21 protein-coding genes and 2 pseudogenes are annotated in these 17,873 nt (G+C 50.8%); 10 read left to right on the top strand and 13 right to left on the bottom strand.

What is annotated here, in order from left to right:
* Positions 1-165: 165 nt before the first annotated feature.
* The 3 genes from pepD to FEK46_RS19115 are packed head-to-tail and all read left to right on the top strand — an operon-like array spanning position 166 to position 2,465.
* Positions 166-1,623 (top strand): cytosol nonspecific dipeptidase, encoded by a 1,458-nt coding sequence (pepD, locus tag FEK46_RS19105; protein ID WP_135409524.1) that lies wholly within the window; start codon positions 166-168, stop codon positions 1,621-1,623.
* A 48-nt stretch (positions 1,624-1,671) separates the two neighbouring features.
* Positions 1,672-2,187, top strand: coding sequence for a hypothetical protein (locus FEK46_RS19110; RefSeq protein ID WP_135560141.1), 516 nt, complete (start codon positions 1,672-1,674; stop codon positions 2,185-2,187).
* Positions 2,188-2,222: 35 nt separating this feature from the next.
* Positions 2,223-2,465, top strand: coding sequence for a hypothetical protein (locus FEK46_RS19115; RefSeq protein ID WP_135406108.1), 243 nt, complete (start codon positions 2,223-2,225; stop codon positions 2,463-2,465).
* A gap of 14 nt (positions 2,466-2,479) precedes the next feature.
* On the opposite strand, the pseudogene FEK46_RS19120 reads toward FEK46_RS19115, so the two are convergent.
* The 7 genes and pseudogenes from FEK46_RS19120 to lafU form a co-directional block, all read right to left on the bottom strand.
* Positions 2,480-2,737, bottom strand: a pseudogene (locus FEK46_RS19120) (metal-dependent hydrolase); the annotation flags it as partial.
* Positions 2,738-2,798: 61 nt separating this feature from the next.
* Positions 2,799-3,212: a peptide chain release factor H gene (prfH, locus tag FEK46_RS19125; protein WP_276608988.1), complete on the bottom strand. Its 414-nt coding sequence runs from the start codon at positions 3,210-3,212 to the stop codon at positions 2,799-2,801.
* Between the two features lie 12 nt (positions 3,213-3,224).
* Positions 3,225-3,677, bottom strand: a complete 453-nt coding sequence (locus tag FEK46_RS19130; RefSeq protein ID WP_135560140.1) for a GNAT family N-acetyltransferase — start codon at positions 3,675-3,677, stop codon at positions 3,225-3,227.
* A gap of 9 nt (positions 3,678-3,686) precedes the next feature.
* On the bottom strand, positions 3,687-4,085 hold the full coding sequence (yafO, locus tag FEK46_RS19135) for a type II toxin-antitoxin system mRNA interferase toxin YafO (RefSeq protein WP_001263489.1): 399 nt from the start codon (positions 4,083-4,085) through the stop codon (positions 3,687-3,689).
* A gap of 2 nt (positions 4,086-4,087) precedes the next feature.
* Positions 4,088-4,381, bottom strand: coding sequence for a type I toxin-antitoxin system antitoxin YafN (gene yafN / locus FEK46_RS19140; RefSeq protein ID WP_135560139.1), 294 nt, complete (start codon positions 4,379-4,381; stop codon positions 4,088-4,090).
* Positions 4,382-4,432: 51 nt separating this feature from the next.
* Positions 4,433-5,488: a DNA polymerase IV gene (dinB, locus tag FEK46_RS19145; RefSeq protein ID WP_135560138.1), complete on the bottom strand. Its 1,056-nt coding sequence runs from the start codon at positions 5,486-5,488 to the stop codon at positions 4,433-4,435.
* A gap of 70 nt (positions 5,489-5,558) precedes the next feature.
* On the bottom strand, positions 5,559-6,344 hold the full coding sequence (gene lafU, locus FEK46_RS19150) for a putative lateral flagellar export/assembly protein LafU (protein WP_165383296.1): 786 nt from the start codon (positions 6,342-6,344) through the stop codon (positions 5,559-5,561).
* Here lafU and FEK46_RS19155 point away from each other — a divergent pair.
* From FEK46_RS19155 to FEK46_RS19165, 3 genes and pseudogenes are all read left to right on the top strand, one after another.
* A pseudogene (locus FEK46_RS19155) lies at positions 6,316-8,028 on the top strand (flagellar biosynthesis protein FlhA); the annotation flags it as partial. The gene lafU and the pseudogene FEK46_RS19155 overlap by 29 nt on opposite strands.
* Positions 8,029-8,132: 104 nt before the next feature.
* A complete protein-coding gene (locus FEK46_RS19160) occupies positions 8,133-8,411 on the top strand; it encodes a type II toxin-antitoxin system HicA family toxin (RefSeq protein WP_130209691.1) in 279 nt (92 codons plus the stop codon).
* The gene (locus FEK46_RS19165; protein WP_130209693.1) at positions 8,404-8,760 is read left to right on the top strand and encodes a type II toxin-antitoxin system HicB family antitoxin; all 357 of its coding nucleotides are present in this window, start codon (positions 8,404-8,406) and stop codon (positions 8,758-8,760) included. The genes FEK46_RS19160 and FEK46_RS19165 overlap by 8 nt, the downstream gene beginning before the upstream one ends.
* Positions 8,761-8,816: 56 nt before the next feature.
* On the opposite strand, the gene FEK46_RS19170 is transcribed toward FEK46_RS19165, so the two are convergent.
* Positions 8,817-9,566, bottom strand: coding sequence for a C40 family peptidase (locus FEK46_RS19170; RefSeq protein ID WP_135490823.1), 750 nt, complete (start codon positions 9,564-9,566; stop codon positions 8,817-8,819).
* A 311-nt stretch (positions 9,567-9,877) separates the two neighbouring features.
* Here FEK46_RS19170 and dpaA point away from each other — a divergent pair, with 311 nt between their 5' ends.
* Positions 9,878-10,618 carry a peptidoglycan meso-diaminopimelic acid protein amidase gene (dpaA, locus tag FEK46_RS19175; protein ID WP_001225679.1) on the top strand — a complete coding sequence of 247 codons (741 nt, stop codon included), beginning with the start codon at positions 9,878-9,880 and terminating at the stop codon, positions 10,616-10,618.
* Here dpaA and FEK46_RS19180 read toward each other — a convergent pair.
* Entirely contained in the window at positions 10,589-11,356 is a 768-nt protein-coding gene (locus tag FEK46_RS19180) for a class II glutamine amidotransferase (RefSeq protein ID WP_000333380.1), read from the bottom strand. The two genes, dpaA and FEK46_RS19180, sit on opposite strands and share 30 nt — an antisense overlap.
* Before the next feature lie 104 nt (positions 11,357-11,460).
* A complete protein-coding gene (lpcA, locus tag FEK46_RS19185; RefSeq protein WP_016159301.1) occupies positions 11,461-12,039 on the bottom strand; it encodes a D-sedoheptulose 7-phosphate isomerase in 579 nt (192 codons plus the stop codon).
* A 239-nt stretch (positions 12,040-12,278) separates the two neighbouring features.
* Here lpcA and fadE point away from each other — a divergent pair, with 239 nt between their 5' ends.
* Positions 12,279-14,723, top strand: coding sequence for an acyl-CoA dehydrogenase FadE (gene fadE / locus FEK46_RS19190; RefSeq protein WP_135560137.1), 2,445 nt, complete (start codon positions 12,279-12,281; stop codon positions 14,721-14,723).
* A 42-nt stretch (positions 14,724-14,765) separates the two neighbouring features.
* Here the strand turns inward: fadE and ivy are convergent, their stop codons facing one another.
* The gene (gene ivy, locus FEK46_RS19195; protein ID WP_205712940.1) at positions 14,766-15,212 is read right to left on the bottom strand and encodes an Ivy family C-type lysozyme inhibitor; all 447 of its coding nucleotides are present in this window, start codon (positions 15,210-15,212) and stop codon (positions 14,766-14,768) included.
* 180 nt (positions 15,213-15,392) lie between these two features.
* Between ivy and yafV the strand changes: the two genes are divergently transcribed.
* Positions 15,393-16,163, top strand: a complete 771-nt coding sequence (gene yafV, locus FEK46_RS19200; protein WP_135494426.1) for a 2-oxoglutaramate amidase — start codon at positions 15,393-15,395, stop codon at positions 16,161-16,163.
* An 81-nt stretch (positions 16,164-16,244) separates the two neighbouring features.
* Positions 16,245-16,574, top strand: coding sequence for a SymE family type I addiction module toxin (locus FEK46_RS19205; protein WP_138194797.1), 330 nt, complete (start codon positions 16,245-16,247; stop codon positions 16,572-16,574).
* Between the two features lie 48 nt (positions 16,575-16,622).
* On the opposite strand, the gene FEK46_RS19210 is transcribed toward FEK46_RS19205, so the two are convergent.
* The gene (locus FEK46_RS19210; RefSeq protein ID WP_135560135.1) at positions 16,623-16,964 is read right to left on the bottom strand and encodes a hypothetical protein; all 342 of its coding nucleotides are present in this window, start codon (positions 16,962-16,964) and stop codon (positions 16,623-16,625) included.
* Between the two features lie 2 nt (positions 16,965-16,966).
* A partial coding sequence (locus tag FEK46_RS23800) for an RHS repeat-associated core domain-containing protein (protein ID WP_240731136.1) occupies positions 16,967-17,873 on the bottom strand: 907 nt, incomplete at its 5' end.

The raw sequence follows: 17,873 nt of genomic DNA on the forward strand, positions 1-17,873 counted from the left end.
GTATTTCACATAAGTCCGCGTCTTTTTACGCACTGCTACTACCTGTCGCTAGATAAAGTGGTATTCTCAAACATATCTCGCAAGCCTGACTTGTGCTGACAACATTTTCTGCTAACCCTGTGACCTGCAATACTGTTTTGCGGGTGATCGACAAGGAGACTTAACGTGTCTGAACTGTCTCAATTATCTCCACAGCCGCTGTGGGATATTTTTGCAAAAATCTGTTCTATTCCTCACCCGTCCTATCATGAAGAGCAACTCGCTGAATACATTGTAGGTTGGGCAAAAGAAAAAGGTTTCCACGTCGAACGCGATCAAGTGGGGAATATCCTGATTCGTAAACCTGCCACCGCAGGTATGGAAAACCGTAAACCGGTTGTCCTGCAGGCTCACCTCGATATGGTGCCGCAAAAAAACAACGACACCGTGCACGACTTCACCAAAGATCCTATCCAGCCTTATATTGATGGCGAATGGGTTAAAGCGCGCGGCACCACGCTGGGTGCAGATAACGGCATTGGTATGGCGTCTGCACTGGCGGTTCTGGCTGACGAAAACGTGGTTCATGGCCCGCTGGAAGTGCTGCTGACTATGACCGAAGAAGCCGGTATGGACGGCGCGTTCGGTTTACAAAGCAACTGGTTGCAGGCTGACATTCTGATTAACACCGACTCCGAAGAAGAAGGTGAAATCTACATGGGATGTGCGGGGGGTATCGACTTCACCTCCAACCTGCATTTAGATCGTGAAGCGGTTCCAGCTGGCTTTGAAACCTTCAAGTTAACCTTAAAAGGTCTGAAAGGCGGTCACTCTGGTGGCGAAATCCACGTTGGCCTGGGTAACGCGAACAAACTGCTGGTTCGCTTCCTGGCAGGTCATGCAGAAGAACTGGATCTGCGTCTTATTGATTTCAACGGCGGCACACTGCGTAACGCCATCCCGCGTGAAGCCTTTGCGACCATTGCTGTCGCAGCTGATAAAGTCGACGCACTGAAATCTCTGGTGAATACCTATCAGGACATCCTGAAAAACGAACTGGCAGAAAAAGAGAAGAATCTGGCCTTGTTGCTGGACTCTGTAGCGAACGATAAAGCTGCCCTGATTGCGAAATCTCGCGATACCTTTATTCGTCTGCTGAACGCCACCCCGAACGGTGTGATTCGTAACTCCGATGTAGCCAAAGGCGTGGTTGAAACCTCCCTGAACGTCGGTGTGGTGACCATGACCGACAACAACGTAGAAATTCACTGCCTGATCCGTTCTCTGATCGACAGCGGTAAAGACTACGTGGTGAGCATGCTGGATTCGCTGGGTAAACTGGCAGGCGCGAAAACCGAAGCGAAAGGCGCATATCCTGGCTGGCAGCCGGACGCTAATTCTCCGGTGATGCATCTGGTACGTGAAACCTATCAGCGTCTGTTCAACAAGACGCCGAACATCCAGATTATCCATGCGGGCCTGGAATGTGGTCTGTTCAAAAAACCGTATCCGGAAATGGACATGGTTTCTATCGGGCCAACAATCACCGGTCCACATTCTCCGGATGAACAAGTTCACATCGAAAGCGTAGGTCATTACTGGCGGCTTCTGACTGAACTGCTGAAAGAAATTCCGGCGAAGTAATAACGATTGCGTCCACGCCTGCGGGCGTGGACTGTTCAAGGATGAACAATGATCCCTAAAAAATTACACCGTATCTGGTATCCGTCTCTCGAAACCTTTTCCTGTTCAACGCCATATTCCATTGATGAAGCCCGTCGGCAATTAATCAACGCTATTGATGACGACGATGAAATGAAAGGTAAGATTGGTCATGAGCAATTGACTATCTCGCATACGACCTGGTATTGGGGAAGAAGCCATACAACGACGTTCCGTGGTTCCTGGCAAGAAACACCTTCGGGGGTAATACTTGAAGGCGTATATACCAACCTGGCGTTTATGTCGTTATGGTTCACAGTAGTTCTGATAATAGGCACATTTTCTGTCATAGCAGGTGTCTTCTCTCTGATATCAGCCTTAATAACATCCCCCCTGCAACAGTCAGCCATCCAGGAAGCTCTGATTTTCATGTTTGCGCCGCCGGGTATGCTCGCACTGGGAACCCTTCTGATGCCCTTCATAACCGCTCATCAGAATCACTTTAATCCAACGTTCGAAAAACTCATTCGGCAGGCATTAAAATAACGACCATTCACCTCAGGAAAGAAGGGCTGAATCGCATGGCGATTTACATTGAAATAACAAAGCATTATGAAACCTATGAAAAGGTCGCATATTTATATAGCTGCGATCATATTTCTTGGGGGAAATTTCTAATCACCAAAGAAAATCTCGCGCTGGAATCCGTGAAAGAACTTAAGGGTGAAAAACAGAATTTTTATATGTTCAGAGCCTGGGGAAAAGTCAGAAGAACATATTTAACCACGGGAGAATTTCCCCAGGAAACATGTTACGCCGCCTGAAGTCAGAAGAATTTTTTATTCTTCGCGATACCTGCCCATACCAATGTCGCCGCCAGCAGAGCAAACCATAATAATGGCCAATGTGTAGGGTAAAGATGATGATGTCGTTGCCCGTTATCAACCAGATAGCACCAGAAAAGAGCAAAATCGGGCGCAACGTCCCCAACTAAGCCAATAACCATCGCCCAGCGCGCATGACGAGCAATCAGCGGCAAACGTTTCATTAAAGTACAAGTTATTAAATAACCAGCCGGAAGATGACCGATAAACATGACTATTCCTTTCGTTTTGCCCGCCGCTTTCATCTAGAAAACGGCGGGAGACATTCCTCAATTACACAGCGATAAAAGCCATCCCTGTAAACGTTCGTCGCGGGTTGCCACGTTCAATCTGGTGATGGAACATTCGCCGCTGCGATTTCAGCGCCGCGCTATTTTCCTGTTGCTGTTGTTCCAGCTTCCAGGCAATCAGCAATCGCGCCAGCCATTTGTTCGCATGCTGGCTGCGCTCTGACTGAACCTTCACGCTAATACCGGATGCCAGATGCGTGGCGCGCACCGCCGAGTCGGTTTTATTGACATATTGACCGCCCGGCCCCGACGAACGCAGCGTCTCATAACGGATTGCATCCGATTGTTCCTGCTCATTAGCGGTAAAACGCCCAATGCCCAGAAACCAGTTTTTGCGCCCATGATGAGGCCGATACGGACTCGGGCAAATCCACTGAATGGCGGGCGTTATTTTCATTGCAAGCTGGATTTAATGTTGCGGTTTATATCGCATATAAAAATTAGTAAACCACGCTCCCCGGCATTCAACGCGCTGCTGCTTAACTGTCTGAAAACCATAACGTTCAAAAAAGGGTTTTGCGGTTATGCTGGCGTCCGCCGTAAGTTCAGATTCAGACTTAATCAAAGGTTTTAACAAAGCGCTGGCAACTCCACGGCGGGTGTATTCAGGGTCAACAAATAACATATCGATATAATGTTCAATGCGGGAAATAAAACCAACCGGTTGTGCATTAATGACTGCAACCCGCACTTGTGATTTCGCGAGTTTCTCCTTCCAGCGAGATTCGTCAATCTGCGCCCAGGCGGCAATTTGTTGTGGAGAATAGTGCTGACTGGCGGTCATCGTAACCGCTCTAATAAAAATAGCGCATATGTGCTGAAAATCGCCAGGCTGATAGTCTCTTATTTGTATGTTATTCATAATATAAATTCAAAAACGCATGCGAAACGCTTCTGCCATTTTCCCAATTTTATGCATTTGGTTGTTATCTCGAGCCAGTTTATGAGGTTCAGGTTTCAAAATGGCAATGAGCAACCATGCTTGCTCATCAAACGCACCCTGACAATATACCAAATGCGCTTCGTCATTCGTTCTGCTGAATTGGCGCAACTGTGGCGGAAATGGGTTATTCTCATTTGCCAGATGAATATGAGCAACTCGCTCAAATTTAATTAATGGCCAGGTAAACGAGTCGTCGTAGAGTGCATCGCGACCAAATATATCTGGCAAAACACCGTCACGCTTATAGGAAATAAAATCCGCCGTTAACGCATCAAGTTCCTCTGCTGTAAGTTGCAGGCGAATAAGTTTTGTTTTGAATACCCGCATCCTTATTCCTTAAAGTCATTGAAATCATCATCCGTCATATCATTAAGATATTGTTCAGCGCGGCGTGTAATTTCCTCTAATCTTGCAGCACTCGGACGGAAGCGCGCCTTCACTGGTTTTTTCTCCTCTTGTTCAGCAAGCATGTCCATTAATGCTTCAAATGCGCTGGCACTTAAGAGATATCCTGCGGGGCGATTATTAGAAAGAACCGCAACCGGTTGATCAATAAAGTATTTTGCTGGATTTTTACGTAACTCAGTGATATTGACCGATTTTTCAGCGAGAATTCGATGCATACAGTGTTCCCCTCATAATAATGCACACTATAATATACATAATAGTATACATTATAATCCCAACACCAGTTGTCTTTCCATTTGAGGGTCAAGCAACGTCACATGCAGCCCCACCAGTCGCACACCGCGCCCGCCGCGACGTTCATCCCAGGTTTTACGCGCGGTGGCGATTAAGTCAGCTTTATTCAGCCGCGGCCAGACGTGCTCCTGAGTTGTTTGCTGAAAATCGTCGAACTTTAATTTCACCCCCTGGCGAGCAATCAGTAAATTAGGTTTTACCTTTGCCAGACGGCGTTCAAGTTCCGGATACAGCCGCTCGATAATCGCTTCACATTCAGACCAGTGATGAATATCTTCCGCCATCGTGCGTTCCACGCCGACGGATTTTCGCAACCGTTCGCTGTTAACGTCGCGCTCGTCAATCCCCTGACTACGCTCCCACAAAATGCGGCCAAATTTGCCAAAGCGTTTAAGCAGAATCACCAGCTCACACTTTTGCACATCACCGCAGGTCCGCAGCCCCATCGCTTCCAGTTTTGCCGCCGAGACTTTGCCGACGCCGGGGATTTTTGCCAGCGGTAAGGTTTGCAGAAATGCCGGAACTTCTGCCGGAGTAATCACAAACTGGCCGTTGGGTTTATTCATGTCGGAGGCGATTTTGGCGAGAAACTTAACTGGCGCAACGCCCGCAGACGCCGTCAGGTGCAGCTCGTTGAAAATCGTCTGGCGGATTTCCTGGGCGATGAGGGTCGCAGAACCATGGCAATGGACACTATCGGTGACGTCGAGATAGGCTTCATCCAGCGACAGTGGTTCAATGCGCGAAGTGTAACGCGAGAAAATTTCGCGGATATGATTCGAGGCTTCTTTGTAGGCGTCAAAGCGCCCCGGAAGCAAGGTGAGATGCGGGCATAATTTGAGCGCCATCCCTGTCGGCATAGCGCTGCGTACGCCGAATTTACGCGCGGGATAATTGGCAGTGCTGATCACCCCCCGACGTTCGCGGCTGCCGCCAATAGCAATAGGGATATCGCGCAGGGCGGGATTGTCGCGCATCTCCACCGCTGCGAAAAAGCAGTCCATATCCACATGAATGATTTTACGCATTACTCACCTCTCAACACTGGTAAAGTATACAGTGATTTCAGGGTTTGAGAAATGCGTAAAGATTCAGCATTTAACGCGTTCGCTGCGAAAGCACCTGCTGCTTATCCAGCTTTTGCACCAGCGGCTGCACCACTTTATCCCCATGCTGACCAAAGTATTGATACAGCGTATCGGACGCGCTTTTAGTCAGCACCATAATCTCGATGCGCCGATTACCCGCGCTTTGCGGATTTTTGGCGTCCAGCAGCATCTGGTCCGCCATTGCGCTCACCTGCATCACTTTATCTTCCGGCATTCCGGCCTCTTCCAGCACCCGACGAGCCGAAAGCGCGCGATCGCCCGAAAGGTTCCAGTTGTTGTAGATATTGTTTTTGTAGGCCATCGCATCAGTATGCCCGGTAATAATAATTTTGTTATCGAGCGAGTCGAACACTGGCGCGAGTTCCACCAGCAGCGTTTTAAAGAACGGCATAATCTTCGCGCTGCCACGTTCAAACATATTGCGGTTCTGGTCGTCTTTAATCAGCACGCGTAATCCCTGGGGAACAATCTCCATCTCCAGATTCGCTTCCATATGCGCATCACGGGCGATGGTGTTAATACTGGTTGCCAGCTCGCCAAGCTCGGTGGCAGATTTCTTCTTCAGCAGCGCCGTTTTCTCGTTAACGTCGCGCACTTTTTTCTCCGTCTCTTCCGGCACCGCCACGGTGGCAGGTTTTGGCGGATGAGACGGGCTAATTTTATTTAACGGCGACAGCCCGCCGCCATTGAAAATCGACTGCCCGTGCAGCGCGGCGATAATGCTTTCACGCTCGGATTTACTGACGCTGTTGACAATCAACTTTATCGTCGTCACCAAAGGGGCCGAGCGTATTTCCGAGGTTTCTGCCCGCTTTACCTTAGACGCGATGCCCGGCAAACAGATGGCGATTGACGCCGATCTTAACGCCGGGTTGATCAACCAGGCGCAGGCACAAACGCGGCGTAAAGATGTTGCCAGCGAGGCTGATTTCTACGGCGCGATGGACGGGGCATCGAAGTTTGTACGCGGGGACGCCATCGCCGGGATGATGATTCTGGCGATCAACCTGATCGGCGGTGTCTGCATCGGGATCTTTAAATACAACCTGAGCGCCGATGCCGCCTTCCAGCAATATGTGCTGATGACCATTGGTGACGGCCTGGTGGCGCAGATCCCTTCCCTGCTGCTCTCCACCGCGGCGGCGATAATCGTCACCCGCGTCAGCGACAACGGCGATATTGCCCATGACGTGCGCCACCAGCTGCTGGCAAGCCCGTCTGTGCTCTACACCGCCACCGGGATTATGTTTGTGCTGGCGGTGGTGCCGGGAATGCCGCACCTGCCGTTTTTGCTGTTCAGCGCTCTGCTGGGCTTTACCGGCTGGCGAATGAGCAAACGCCCGCAGGCGGCGGAGGCGGAAGAGAAAAGCCTCGAAACGCTGACCCGCACCATCACCGAAACCAGCGAGCAACAGGTCAGTTGGGAAACCATTCCGCTGATCGAGCCCATCAGTTTAAGCCTCGGCTACAAGCTGGTGGCGCTGGTGGATAAAGCGCAGGGTAACCCGCTCACCCAGCGGATTCGCGGCGTAAGGCAGGTGATATCCGACGGCAACGGCGTGCTGCTGCCGGAGATCCGCATTCGGGAAAACTTCCGCCTTAAGCCGAGCCAGTACGCTATTTTCATCAACGGCATTAAGGCTGATGAAGCGGATATTCCGGCGGATAAACTGATGGCCCTGCCCTCCAGCGAAACCTACGGTGAGATTGACGGCGTGCTGGGGAACGACCCGGCGTACGGGATGCCGGTCACCTGGATCCAGCCTGCGCAGAAAGCGAAGGCGCTGAATATGGGATATCAGGTGATCGACAGCGCCAGCGTGATTGCTACCCATGTGAATAAGATTGTGCGCAGCTATATTCCTGATTTGTTTAACTATGATGATATTACGCAGCTACATAACCGTTTGTCGTCGATGGCACCGCGCCTGGCGGAGGATTTAAGCGCGGCGCTCAATTACAGCCAGTTGCTAAAAGTGTATCGCGCGCTGCTTACCGAAGGCGTTTCCCTGCGCGATATCGTCACCATCGCCACCGTGCTGGTCGCCAGTAGCACGGTGACCAAAGATCATATTCTGCTGGCAGCTGATGTGCGCCTGGCGCTGCGGCGCAGCATCACCCATCCGTTCGTTCGCAAGCAGGAGCTGACGGTATATACGCTGAATAATGAACTGGAAAATCTGCTGACCAACGTGGTGAATCAGGCGCAACAGGCCGGCAAAGTGATGCTTGATAGCGTGCCAGTGGACCCAAATATGCTCAACCAGTTCCAGAGCACGATGCCGCAGGTAAAAGAGCAGATGAAAGCGGCGGGGAAAGACCCGGTACTGTTGGTGCCGCCGCAGTTGCGTCCTTTGCTGGCGCGCTATGCAAGGTTGTTTGCGCCAGGGCTGCATGTGCTGTCGTATAACGAAGTGCCGGATGAGCTGGAGTTGAAGATTATGGGAGCGTTGAGTTGATTGGGGATTCTTTTCCATGCTTTGCACCATCTGACACCATTGATTGACGTCACACTGCAAACAGACTACGATGACACCATACAATGACGTCATGGATTGATAGTATGATTAAGGTCAGCGCGCTAGGCTCTCGTCATAGAAAAACATTCGACGATGTAATGACGGAGCCGCCAAAATCTGGAATTAAATGGGATGATGTTGTTGCACTCATTAAAGCGGTGGGTGGAACAATAAAAAATAACAATGGTTCCAGAAGGAAATTTCAGATTGGTACGACCAAATTCAGTACTCATGAGCCACATCCAAAGAATGTGATGGATAAAGGCGCAGTAACAGGTCTTAAGGAGTGGTTTGTTAACTGTGTAGGGGTAGATTATGAATAAAGCATCAAACATTATCACCATTAAAGGTCAACCGGCTGCAGTAACATTTGAAGCTGATATCAACGCATTTCGCGGCAAATTCCTCAATGTAAATGGTTATTGCGACTTTGTAGCGACAAGCATTGAGGCATTGTACCGGGAAGGTGAAAGTGCGCTGGATGAGTGGATGGCGGATTGTGAAGAGGACGGCATTGCCCCTTTTCGTGAAGAAGAAGAGCAAAAACGCCTGACGCTTCGTGTTCCTCATCACATCGATTCACGGCTGACCATTGTCGCCAGACAACATTCCATTTCAAAAAATCAGCTTATTGTTGATGTATTAGAACGTGAGTTTTCATCCCAGATGTAAACAGGTCGGATGCCATATGGCATCCGATTTTTTGCCTGATCGTCAGTATTCTCCATTTACAAAATCGTCTCTTCCGTCAAAATCCGCCGCGCGCCCAAAAAATGGTCCTGCCAGAAAGGTTCGGCTAACCGGCTTACTCGTATGGTTTCCCCCGTGCGTGGCGACTCGATAAATTGCCCGTCTCCCAGATACACGCCCATATGGTCGGCAATCTCGCGGCTGTGGATATGGAAAAACAGCAAGTCTCCCCGGCGCAAATCGTTGTTCGCCACAATCGTTGCCCGATGGTAGTGATACATCTCATTAGCCGTGCGCGGGAGCTTCGCCTCGAGGATCTTGTTGTAGGCATAAAAAACCAACCCGCTACAGTCGAAGCCTTGATCGGGCCGCGTACCGCCCCAGACGTAAGGCTTGCCAAGCTGCTGCTCCAGGCGGTGAATCGCCACTTCGGTAATATTGTGCAGATGGTCGCTGCTTAAGAAGTGGTTGTTTTCCGCCAGCGCCTGCCAGCGTCGGTCGCTCAGCTTCAGCGGGCCTGGGAACCACTCCGGGTGCTGTTTTATCTGTTCACGGTTGTGCTGGCGAAGCGCCCTTCTGCTTTCGGCATTGCCTTCCACAATGTAGCTGGCCTGTTTTTTCAGATGTGCCTGGTACAGTTTGAGTACCCGCGCACGGTTTTGCATCCGCTGGCGGGCGGCGTAGCTGAAAGAGATATGTGATGTGGTGGCGCTGGCAAGTAAAGGAAGCAAAAGGGACAAAGAAAACACGCCCAGGCGCAGCAATCTGTCGTGAGAGAACAAATACATGGAGGATATAAACCGGCTGAATGAAGATGAGAATATTAGAGGAAAGGAAGGAGAGGCGGGATTATTAATTGCTTATTTGCATATTACTATCGAGGTTTCATAACCTTAGGAAATAAGAAATAAACCGCTTTACATGCGCTTTTCGGACTTTTGAAAATCGTCACTTATGCTAAATTTGTAAACCCAACGCCGACAGGCTTGCGTAAAACTCTTTTGGTGATAATGTGAGCCTTCCAAATCCAGACTATTCCGATTTGGGATCTATTTTGCCGTCCTGGCGTGTGTAACCGTTTTATCAAGGAATAAGCAGTATGCGTAAAATCGCATTAATTCTTGCGATGTTGTTGATCCCGTGCGTTTCATTCGCCGGTTTGCTGGGCAGCAGTAGCTCTACCACGCCAGTGAGCAAAGAGTATAAGCAGCAGTTGATGGGATCCCCTGTCTACATCCAGATCTTCAAGGAAGAACGTACGCTCGATCTCTACGTCAAAATGGGCGAGCAATATCAACTGCTCGACAGTTATAAAATCTGTAAATATTCCGGCGGGTTAGGACCCAAACAGCGTCAGGGCGATTTTAAAAGTCCGGAAGGGTTTTATAGCGTTCAGCGTAATCAGTTAAAACCAGACAGCCGTTACTACAAAGCGATTAATATTGGTTTCCCCAATGCCTATGACCGTGCGCATGGTTATGAAGGGAAATACCTGATGATCCACGGCGATTGTGTTTCCATCGGCTGCTACGCAATGACCAATCAGGGTATTGATGAGATCTTCCAGTTCGTTACTGGCGCGCTGGTATTTGGTCAGCCGAGCGTGCAGGTGAGTATTTACCCGTTCCGCATGACCGACGCTAATATGAAGCGCCATAAATATTCCAACTTTAAGGACTTCTGGGAGCAACTGAAGCCAGGCTATGACTACTTTGAACAGACCCGTAAGCCACCGACCGTTTCTGTGGTCAATGGGCGTTACGTGGTCAGCAAGCCGTTGAGCCACGAAGTGGTGCAACCACAGCTGGCATCAAACTACACGCTCCCCGAGGCAAAATAAGCGCCATTCGCCTGGCATAATCTTTTGCCAGGTTTCATTGCCCGTCAGCGGCTGTGTCGCAATCACCGTGACCACATCATTCGGTGTGGTCTGCGAGCTGAAGTCGATTTCCACATCCTGATCCAGCAACGTTGCCACGCCAAACGGCGCGCGGCGGGTGATCCAGTGTAAATTAGTCGAGCAATACGCCATTACATAGCGCCCATCCGAAAGCAGCATGTTGAAAACGCCCTTCTGCCGCAGTTCGTCCGCCAGTGAGGCGATATATTTAAACACTGCTGCCATGTTGCCCGGCGTGCGCGGGTAACGCTGCGTTAATTTATGCAGCAGCCAGCAGAAGGCTTTTTCGCTGTCGGTTTCACCTACTGGGCGGAAGTTGCCGGTTTCCAGTGATTTGTAGCCCGTCAGTTGCCCGTTATGGGCGTACGTCCAGTTGCGTCCCCATAACTCGCGGGTAAACGGGTGAGTATTTTCCAGTGCCACCTCGCCCCGATTGGCCTGGCGAATATGAGCCACAACCGAACAGGATTTTATCGGATAGTCCTGGACCAGTTTGGCGATGGGGGAATTAAAGCTGGGTTGTGGATCTTTAAATGTGCGACAGCCTTTACCTTCGTAAAAGGTGATGCCCCAGCCATCTTTATGTGGCCCGGTTCCACCACCACGCTGCACAAGCCCGGTGAAACTAAAGCAGATATCGGTAGGGACGTTGGCGCTCATCCCGAGCAATTCGCACATCGGTAACCTCCACAACAGCGGGAGCACATGGCCCCCGGCGAAGATTGATTTAAGAATTTTCAGGTCGGATGCGGCGTAAACGCCTTATCCGGCCTACGCCAGACTTACTTAACCATCTCTTTTTCAATCAACTGGATCAGGATATGGATCACTTTAATGTGGATCTCCTGAATGCGGTCGGCATAACCAAAGTGCGGAACGCGAATTTCGATATCCGCTGTGCCAGCCATTTTACCGCCGTCTTTACCGGTCAGGGTGATCACTTTCATCCCCTTCTCACGCGCCGCCGCAATCGCTTTGATCACGTTTGCTGAGTTACCGGAGGTGGAGATCCCCAGCAGCACATCGCCTTCGCGTCCTACGGCTTCAACGTAGCGGGAGAAAATATCGTTGAAACCAAAATCGTTGCCAACACAGGTGATGTGGCTGACATCTGAAATGGCAATCGCCGGATAGCCCGGACGGTTTTCACGGTAACGACCGGTCAGTTCTTCTGCAAAGTGCATGGCGTCGCAATGGGAGCCGCCGTTGCCACAGGAAAGCACCTTGCCACCGGCTTTAAAGCTGTCTGCTAACAGGACCGCCGCGCGCTGAATGGCGTGAATATTGGCGTCATCTTTTAAAAAGTTAGCCAGCGTTTCCGCCGCTTCGTTCAGTTCGTTACGAATAAGATCCTGGTACATGAGGATATCCTTCAGCATAAATGAATTAGACAAAATGCAGTGTACCGGATACCACCAAAAGCGAGAAGACCAGTGCGGTGGAATGACCAGGACTTTTTGACCCAAAGTGCGGATAAAAACAGCAACAATGTGAGCTTCGTTGTAATTATATTGTAAACACATTGCTAAATGTTTTTACATCCACTACAACCATATCATCACAAGTGGTCGGACCTCCTACAAGTAAGGGGCTTTTCGTTATGATGATTTTGAGTATTCTCGCTACGGTTGTCCTGCTCGGCGCGTTGTTCTATCACCGCGTGAGCTTATTTATCAGCAGTCTGATTTTGCTCGCCTGGACAGCCGCCCTCGGCGTTGCTGGTCTGTGGTCGGCGTGGGTACTGGTGCCTCTGGCCATTATCCTTGTGCCGTTTAACTTTGCGCCTATGCGTAAGTCGATGATTTCCGCGCCGGTATTTCGCGGTTTCCGTAAAGTGATGCCGCCAATGTCGCGCACTGAGAAAGAAGCGATCGACGCAGGCACCACATGGTGGGAAGGCGATTTGTTCCAGGGCAAGCCAGACTGGAAAAAGCTGCATAACTATCCGCAGCCGCGCCTGACTGCCGAAGAGCAAGCGTTTCTCGACGGCCCGGTAGAAGAAGCCTGCCGGATGGCGAATGATTTCCAGATTACTCATGAGCTGGCGGATCTGCCGCCGGAGTTGTGGGCGTATCTGAAAGAGCATCGTTTCTTCGCGATGATCATCAAAAAAGAGTACGGCGGACTGGAGTTCTCGGCTTATGCCCAGTCTCGCGTGCTGCAAAAACTCTCCGGCGTGAGCGGGATCCTGGCGATTACCGTCGGCGTGCCGAACTCATTAGGCCCGGGCGAGCTGCTGCAACATTACGGCACTGATGAGCAGAAAGATCACTATCTGCCACGTCTGGCGCGTGGTCAGGAGATCCCTTGCTTTGCGCTAACCAGCCCGGAAGCGGGTTCCGATGCGGGCGCGATTCCGGACACCGGGATTGTCTGCATGGGCGAGTGGCAGGGCCAGCAGGTGCTGGGGATGCGTCTGACCTGGAACAAACGCTACATTACGCTGGCCCCCATTGCGACCGTGCTTGGTCTGGCGTTTAAGCTCTCCGACCCGGAAAAACTGCTGGGTGGCGCAGAAGATTTAGGTATTACCTGTGCGCTGATCCCGACCACCACGCCGGGCGTGGAAATTGGTCGTCGCCACTTCCCGCTGAACGTACCGTTCCAGAACGGACCGACGCGCGGTAAAGATGTCTTCGTACCGATCGATTACATTATCGGCGGGCCGAAAATGGCCGGGCAAGGCTGGCGGATGCTGGTGGAGTGTCTCTCGGTAGGCCGCGGCATCACCCTGCCTTCCAATTCAACCGGCGGCGTGAAATCAGTAGCGCTGGCAACGGGCGCGTATGCGCACATCCGCCGTCAGTTCAAAATCTCTATTGGTAAGATGGAAGGGATTGAAGAGCCGCTGGCGCGTATTGCCGGTAATGCCTACGTGATGGATGCTGCGGCGTCGCTGATTACCTACGGCATTATGCTCGGTGAAAAACCTGCCGTGCTGTCAGCTATCGTCAAGTATCACTGTACCCACCGCGGGCAGCAGTCGATTATTGATGCGATGGATATTACCGGCGGTAAAGGCATTATGCTCGGGCAAAGCAACTTCCTGGCCCGTGCTTACCAGGGCGCACCGATTGCCATCACCGTTGAAGGGGCTAACATTCTGACCCGCAGCATGATGATCTTCGGCCAGGGGGCGATTCGTTGCCATCCGTACGTGCTGGAAGAGATGGAAGCAGCGAAGAACAATGACGTTAACGCGTTCGATAAACTGCTGTTCAAACATATCGGTCACGTCGGTAGCAACAAAGTTCGCAGCTTCTGGCTGGGCCTGACGCGCGGTTTAACCAGCAGCACGCCAACCGGCGATGCCACTAAACGCTACTATCAACACCTGAACCGCCTGAGCGCCAACCTCGCCCTGCTTTCTGATGTCTCGATGGCGGTGCTGGGCGGCAGCCTGAAACGTCGCGAACGTATCTCGGCACGTCTGGGTGATATTTTAAGTCAGCTTTACCTTGCCTCTGCCGTTCTGAAGCGTTATGACGATGAAGGCCGCAATGAAGCTGACCTGCCGCTGGTGCACTGGGGCGTACAGGATGCGCTGTATCAGGCTGAACAGGCGATGGATGATTTACTGCAAAACTTCCCGAACAGCGTGGTTGCCGGACTGCTGAATGTGGTGATCTTCCCGACCGGACGTCATTATCTGGCACCTTCTGACAAGCTGGATCATAAGGTGGCGAAGATTTTACAAGTGCCGAACGCCACCCGTTCCCGCATTGGGCGCGGTCAGTACCTGACGCCGAGCGAGCATAACCCGGTAGGTTTACTGGAAGAGGCGCTGGTGGATGTGATTGCCGCCGACCCGATTCATCAGCGGATCTGTAAAGAGCTGGGTAAAAACCTGCCGTTTACCCGTCTGGATGAACTGGCACACAACGCGCTGGCGAAGGGGCTGATTGATAAAGATGAAGCCGCCATTCTGGTGAAAGCGGAAGAAAGCCGTCTGCGCAGTATTAACGTTGATGACTTTGAGCCGGAAGAGCTGGCGACGAAGCCGGTAAAGTTACCGGAGAAAGTGCGGAAAGTTGAAGCCGCGTAATTGAATAACGGAGCCGAAAGGCTCCGTTTCTTTATCCGCTAATTATTTAAAATTAAAGCCATCCGGATGGTTTTCCAGGCTGCCGGTCAACGCCGCGAACAGCACCGTTTTACCATCAATCGAAAGCGCATCGTTCACATTCAGCCAGGTGAGTTTCTCTTGCGACGTTTTCTCATCAATAGTCGAGAACAGCCCCGTCATCTGATTAGATTTCTCGGACCACATCACAGCGATACGTTGCGAGCCACAGTCATGCGGTTTGCACGCGCTCATCACCTGATACGTCTCATCTCCCAATGTCACGGTTTGTGCGGGAGTATAAGTACCGCCTTTCACCACCCAGGCAGGCAGCTTATGCCCTTGCACCATCTGATTAAACGCAGCTTTGGTGGTTTCGCCCTTTGCCAGGCTGCTAATAGTTAAATCATCCTGCGCCATTGCACTGGTGGCGATGACCAGAGCGGCGACTGTCGTTATTGCCTTAAACATCATTCCTCCCGAGCTTATCCTGCCCATGTTATTAACCTCCTAAAGCCTGGCGATAACACGATAATTTGCAAATCAGATATTTCCAATATCAGCATTTGTTATCAATTTATTCCGCAGTAAGGTAATAGCCTGATAAGGTGTTAAAGTTATAAAACCCTTCGCATAAAGGAGTTGTACACCGTGCCTGGTTTGAAGATTACGCTTTTGCAGCAACCGTTGGTGTGGATGGATGGTCCTGCCAACCTGCGCCATTTTGATCGTCAACTGGAAGGTATTACCGGGCGCGATGTGATCGTTCTACCGGAGATGTTTACCAGCGGCTTTGCCATGGAAGCGGCAGCTTCGTCGCTAGCACAAGATGACGTAGTGAACTGGATGACAGCCAAAGCGCAGCAGTGCAATGCGCTGATTGCAGGCAGTGTTGCATTACAAACGGAGTCTGGTTCGGTTAATCGATTTTTGCTGGTTGAGCCTGACGGCAAGGTGCATTTTTATGACAAGCGTCATCTGTTCCGAATGGCAGATGAGCATCTGCATTATAAAGCGGGCAATGCGCGAGTGATTGTGGAATGGCGCGGCTGGCGTATTTTACCGCTGGTGTGCTACGACTTACGTTTTCCGGTGTGGTCGCGCAATCTCAACGATTACGACCTCGCCCTGTACGTCGCCAACTGGCCTGCTCCGCGCTCTCTGCACTGGCAGGCATTGCTGACGGCCCGCGCGATTGAGAATCAGGCGTATGTGGCGGGATGTAATCGCGTCGGCAGTGATGGCAACGGCTGTCATTATCGCGGTGACAGCCGGGTGATTAATCCACAGGGCGAGATTATCGCTACTGCCGACGCGCATCAGGCAACGCGCATTGATGCGGAGCTGTCGATGGCTGTGTTAAGGGAATATAGAGAAAAGTTTCCGGCATGGCGGGATGCGGATGAGTTTAGGTTGTGGTGAGTGGGGGTTGTGTTTAGGGCCGGGGAGAGTCGGGGTAAGATTATGAAAGCCCCTGCAAGCAGCTAACTGAGGTAGTTAATGATGGCTGAACACGATATTACGCCAGAAGTCACCATTTCCAAAACACAGCGCCACTATCAGGTGGGCTATGTCAGCGTCTGCCACCAGAACCGTAAAACAGGCATGACCACGCATTATTCACAGCATCCCAGCCAGCACCTTAAAGGCGACTGGCTGGCTGAGGCGGGATTTGATACCGGGCGAGGTGTGACGGTGAAGATTTCGGAGGGGTGCCTGACCATCATCGCTGACAGTGGCGAGGTGCAGGAACTGCGGGAAGAGCTTTATCAGGTTAAACAGGTGGTTAAGGGGATACGGAACGGGATGTTTAGTGTGCTGAAAGATAATTAAATAAAAAAGCCGGGAAGTTTAATTTCTTACCCGGCTTTTGAGTGAACGTTATTGACTCCCTGGATATCTATCTAAATAACCCTGACTTGATGGATATTTTGTAAAAAATGAAATTTTATCCCCATCAATAATTTCAATATCAAAAATCATAGAGCCACTTTCTTTTAAACCAATGTTATATGAATACAATTTTTCCTCTATTTCATCCAAAAGAGATATTGCCATATCATCAATAATTCCATTGCGCTCTTCAATAAGGAAAATTATTTCTTCTGGAAAATAAGATTCTATAATAACACCTTCATAATAGTAGTCGAACTTATCAACCCTGTTATATTCTATAAGAGCATATTTCTCATTCTCTCTAAATGAAATGATATAGTCTTTCATCCTTATCCTCCACACCCTCTGAAAGTACCAGATAGTTTCCCTTTGTTGGCATTAAAACCATCAACACCCTCTGGATGAATTAATCTTGCATGATTTTCCCCCAACTTACCTCCCGACGGATCGTGAATAACATCAAATCCAATTTTTCTGAGGTCCGCTGCACTGACCTCCCCAACACTTGTCGCGGGTCTTTTAGGAAATGCTTCATTCCATATTCTGATGGCGTCGTCAGCACTATTAGCTCTGATAACAGATACTCCTGGAGGATTTAACTTCCCTTTATTAATAGCGTCTATTTCACGAGGATTGAAATCAAACCCATAAGAACCGTCGGTACTAATTCTATAAACTTTAGTTGCATCAGGAAGAGGAGCACCTTTTTCAAGGGGTGTGCCTGTTAATCCCTGCGGGTCGATCCACCCCAGAGGATTAGGCGCATAAGCATATAAGTTCAGCCCGCCTCTCAGCCCTATCGGATCCTGGCTGATAAACCGCCCGCACTCCGGCGCATAATATCTGAACAGATTGTAATGCAGTCCTGTTTCTTCGTCAAAGTACTGCCCCGGCAGTCGCAGCGGCTGTTCAAAGTACGCCCCGCTGTTGCTGATGTCGCCCCGGTTTTCGCCAAATCCCGCCTGATAGCCCGCCCACACCAGCGTCCCGTCCGACGCGGTCACCTCCTGTACCGTGCCCGTCAGGTCCGTGTGGTAATACCAGATTTTCCGGCTCTCTCCGCGCGCGGTGATGGCCGCCACCGGCGTGTACGGCTGTTCCGCGTCGTACAGGAATGTCCGCTTTCCCTGCCACGTTGTCTCCTGCATCAGCCGGAATCCTTCCCACACAAACGTCGTCCGGCTTCGTTCTCCCCGGTCGGCATGGAGATTGCTGGTCGCCTTGCTGATGCGCCTG

The organism is Escherichia sp. E4736, from assembly GCF_005781225.1.
GTDB lineage: Bacteria > Pseudomonadota > Gammaproteobacteria > Enterobacterales > Enterobacteriaceae > Escherichia.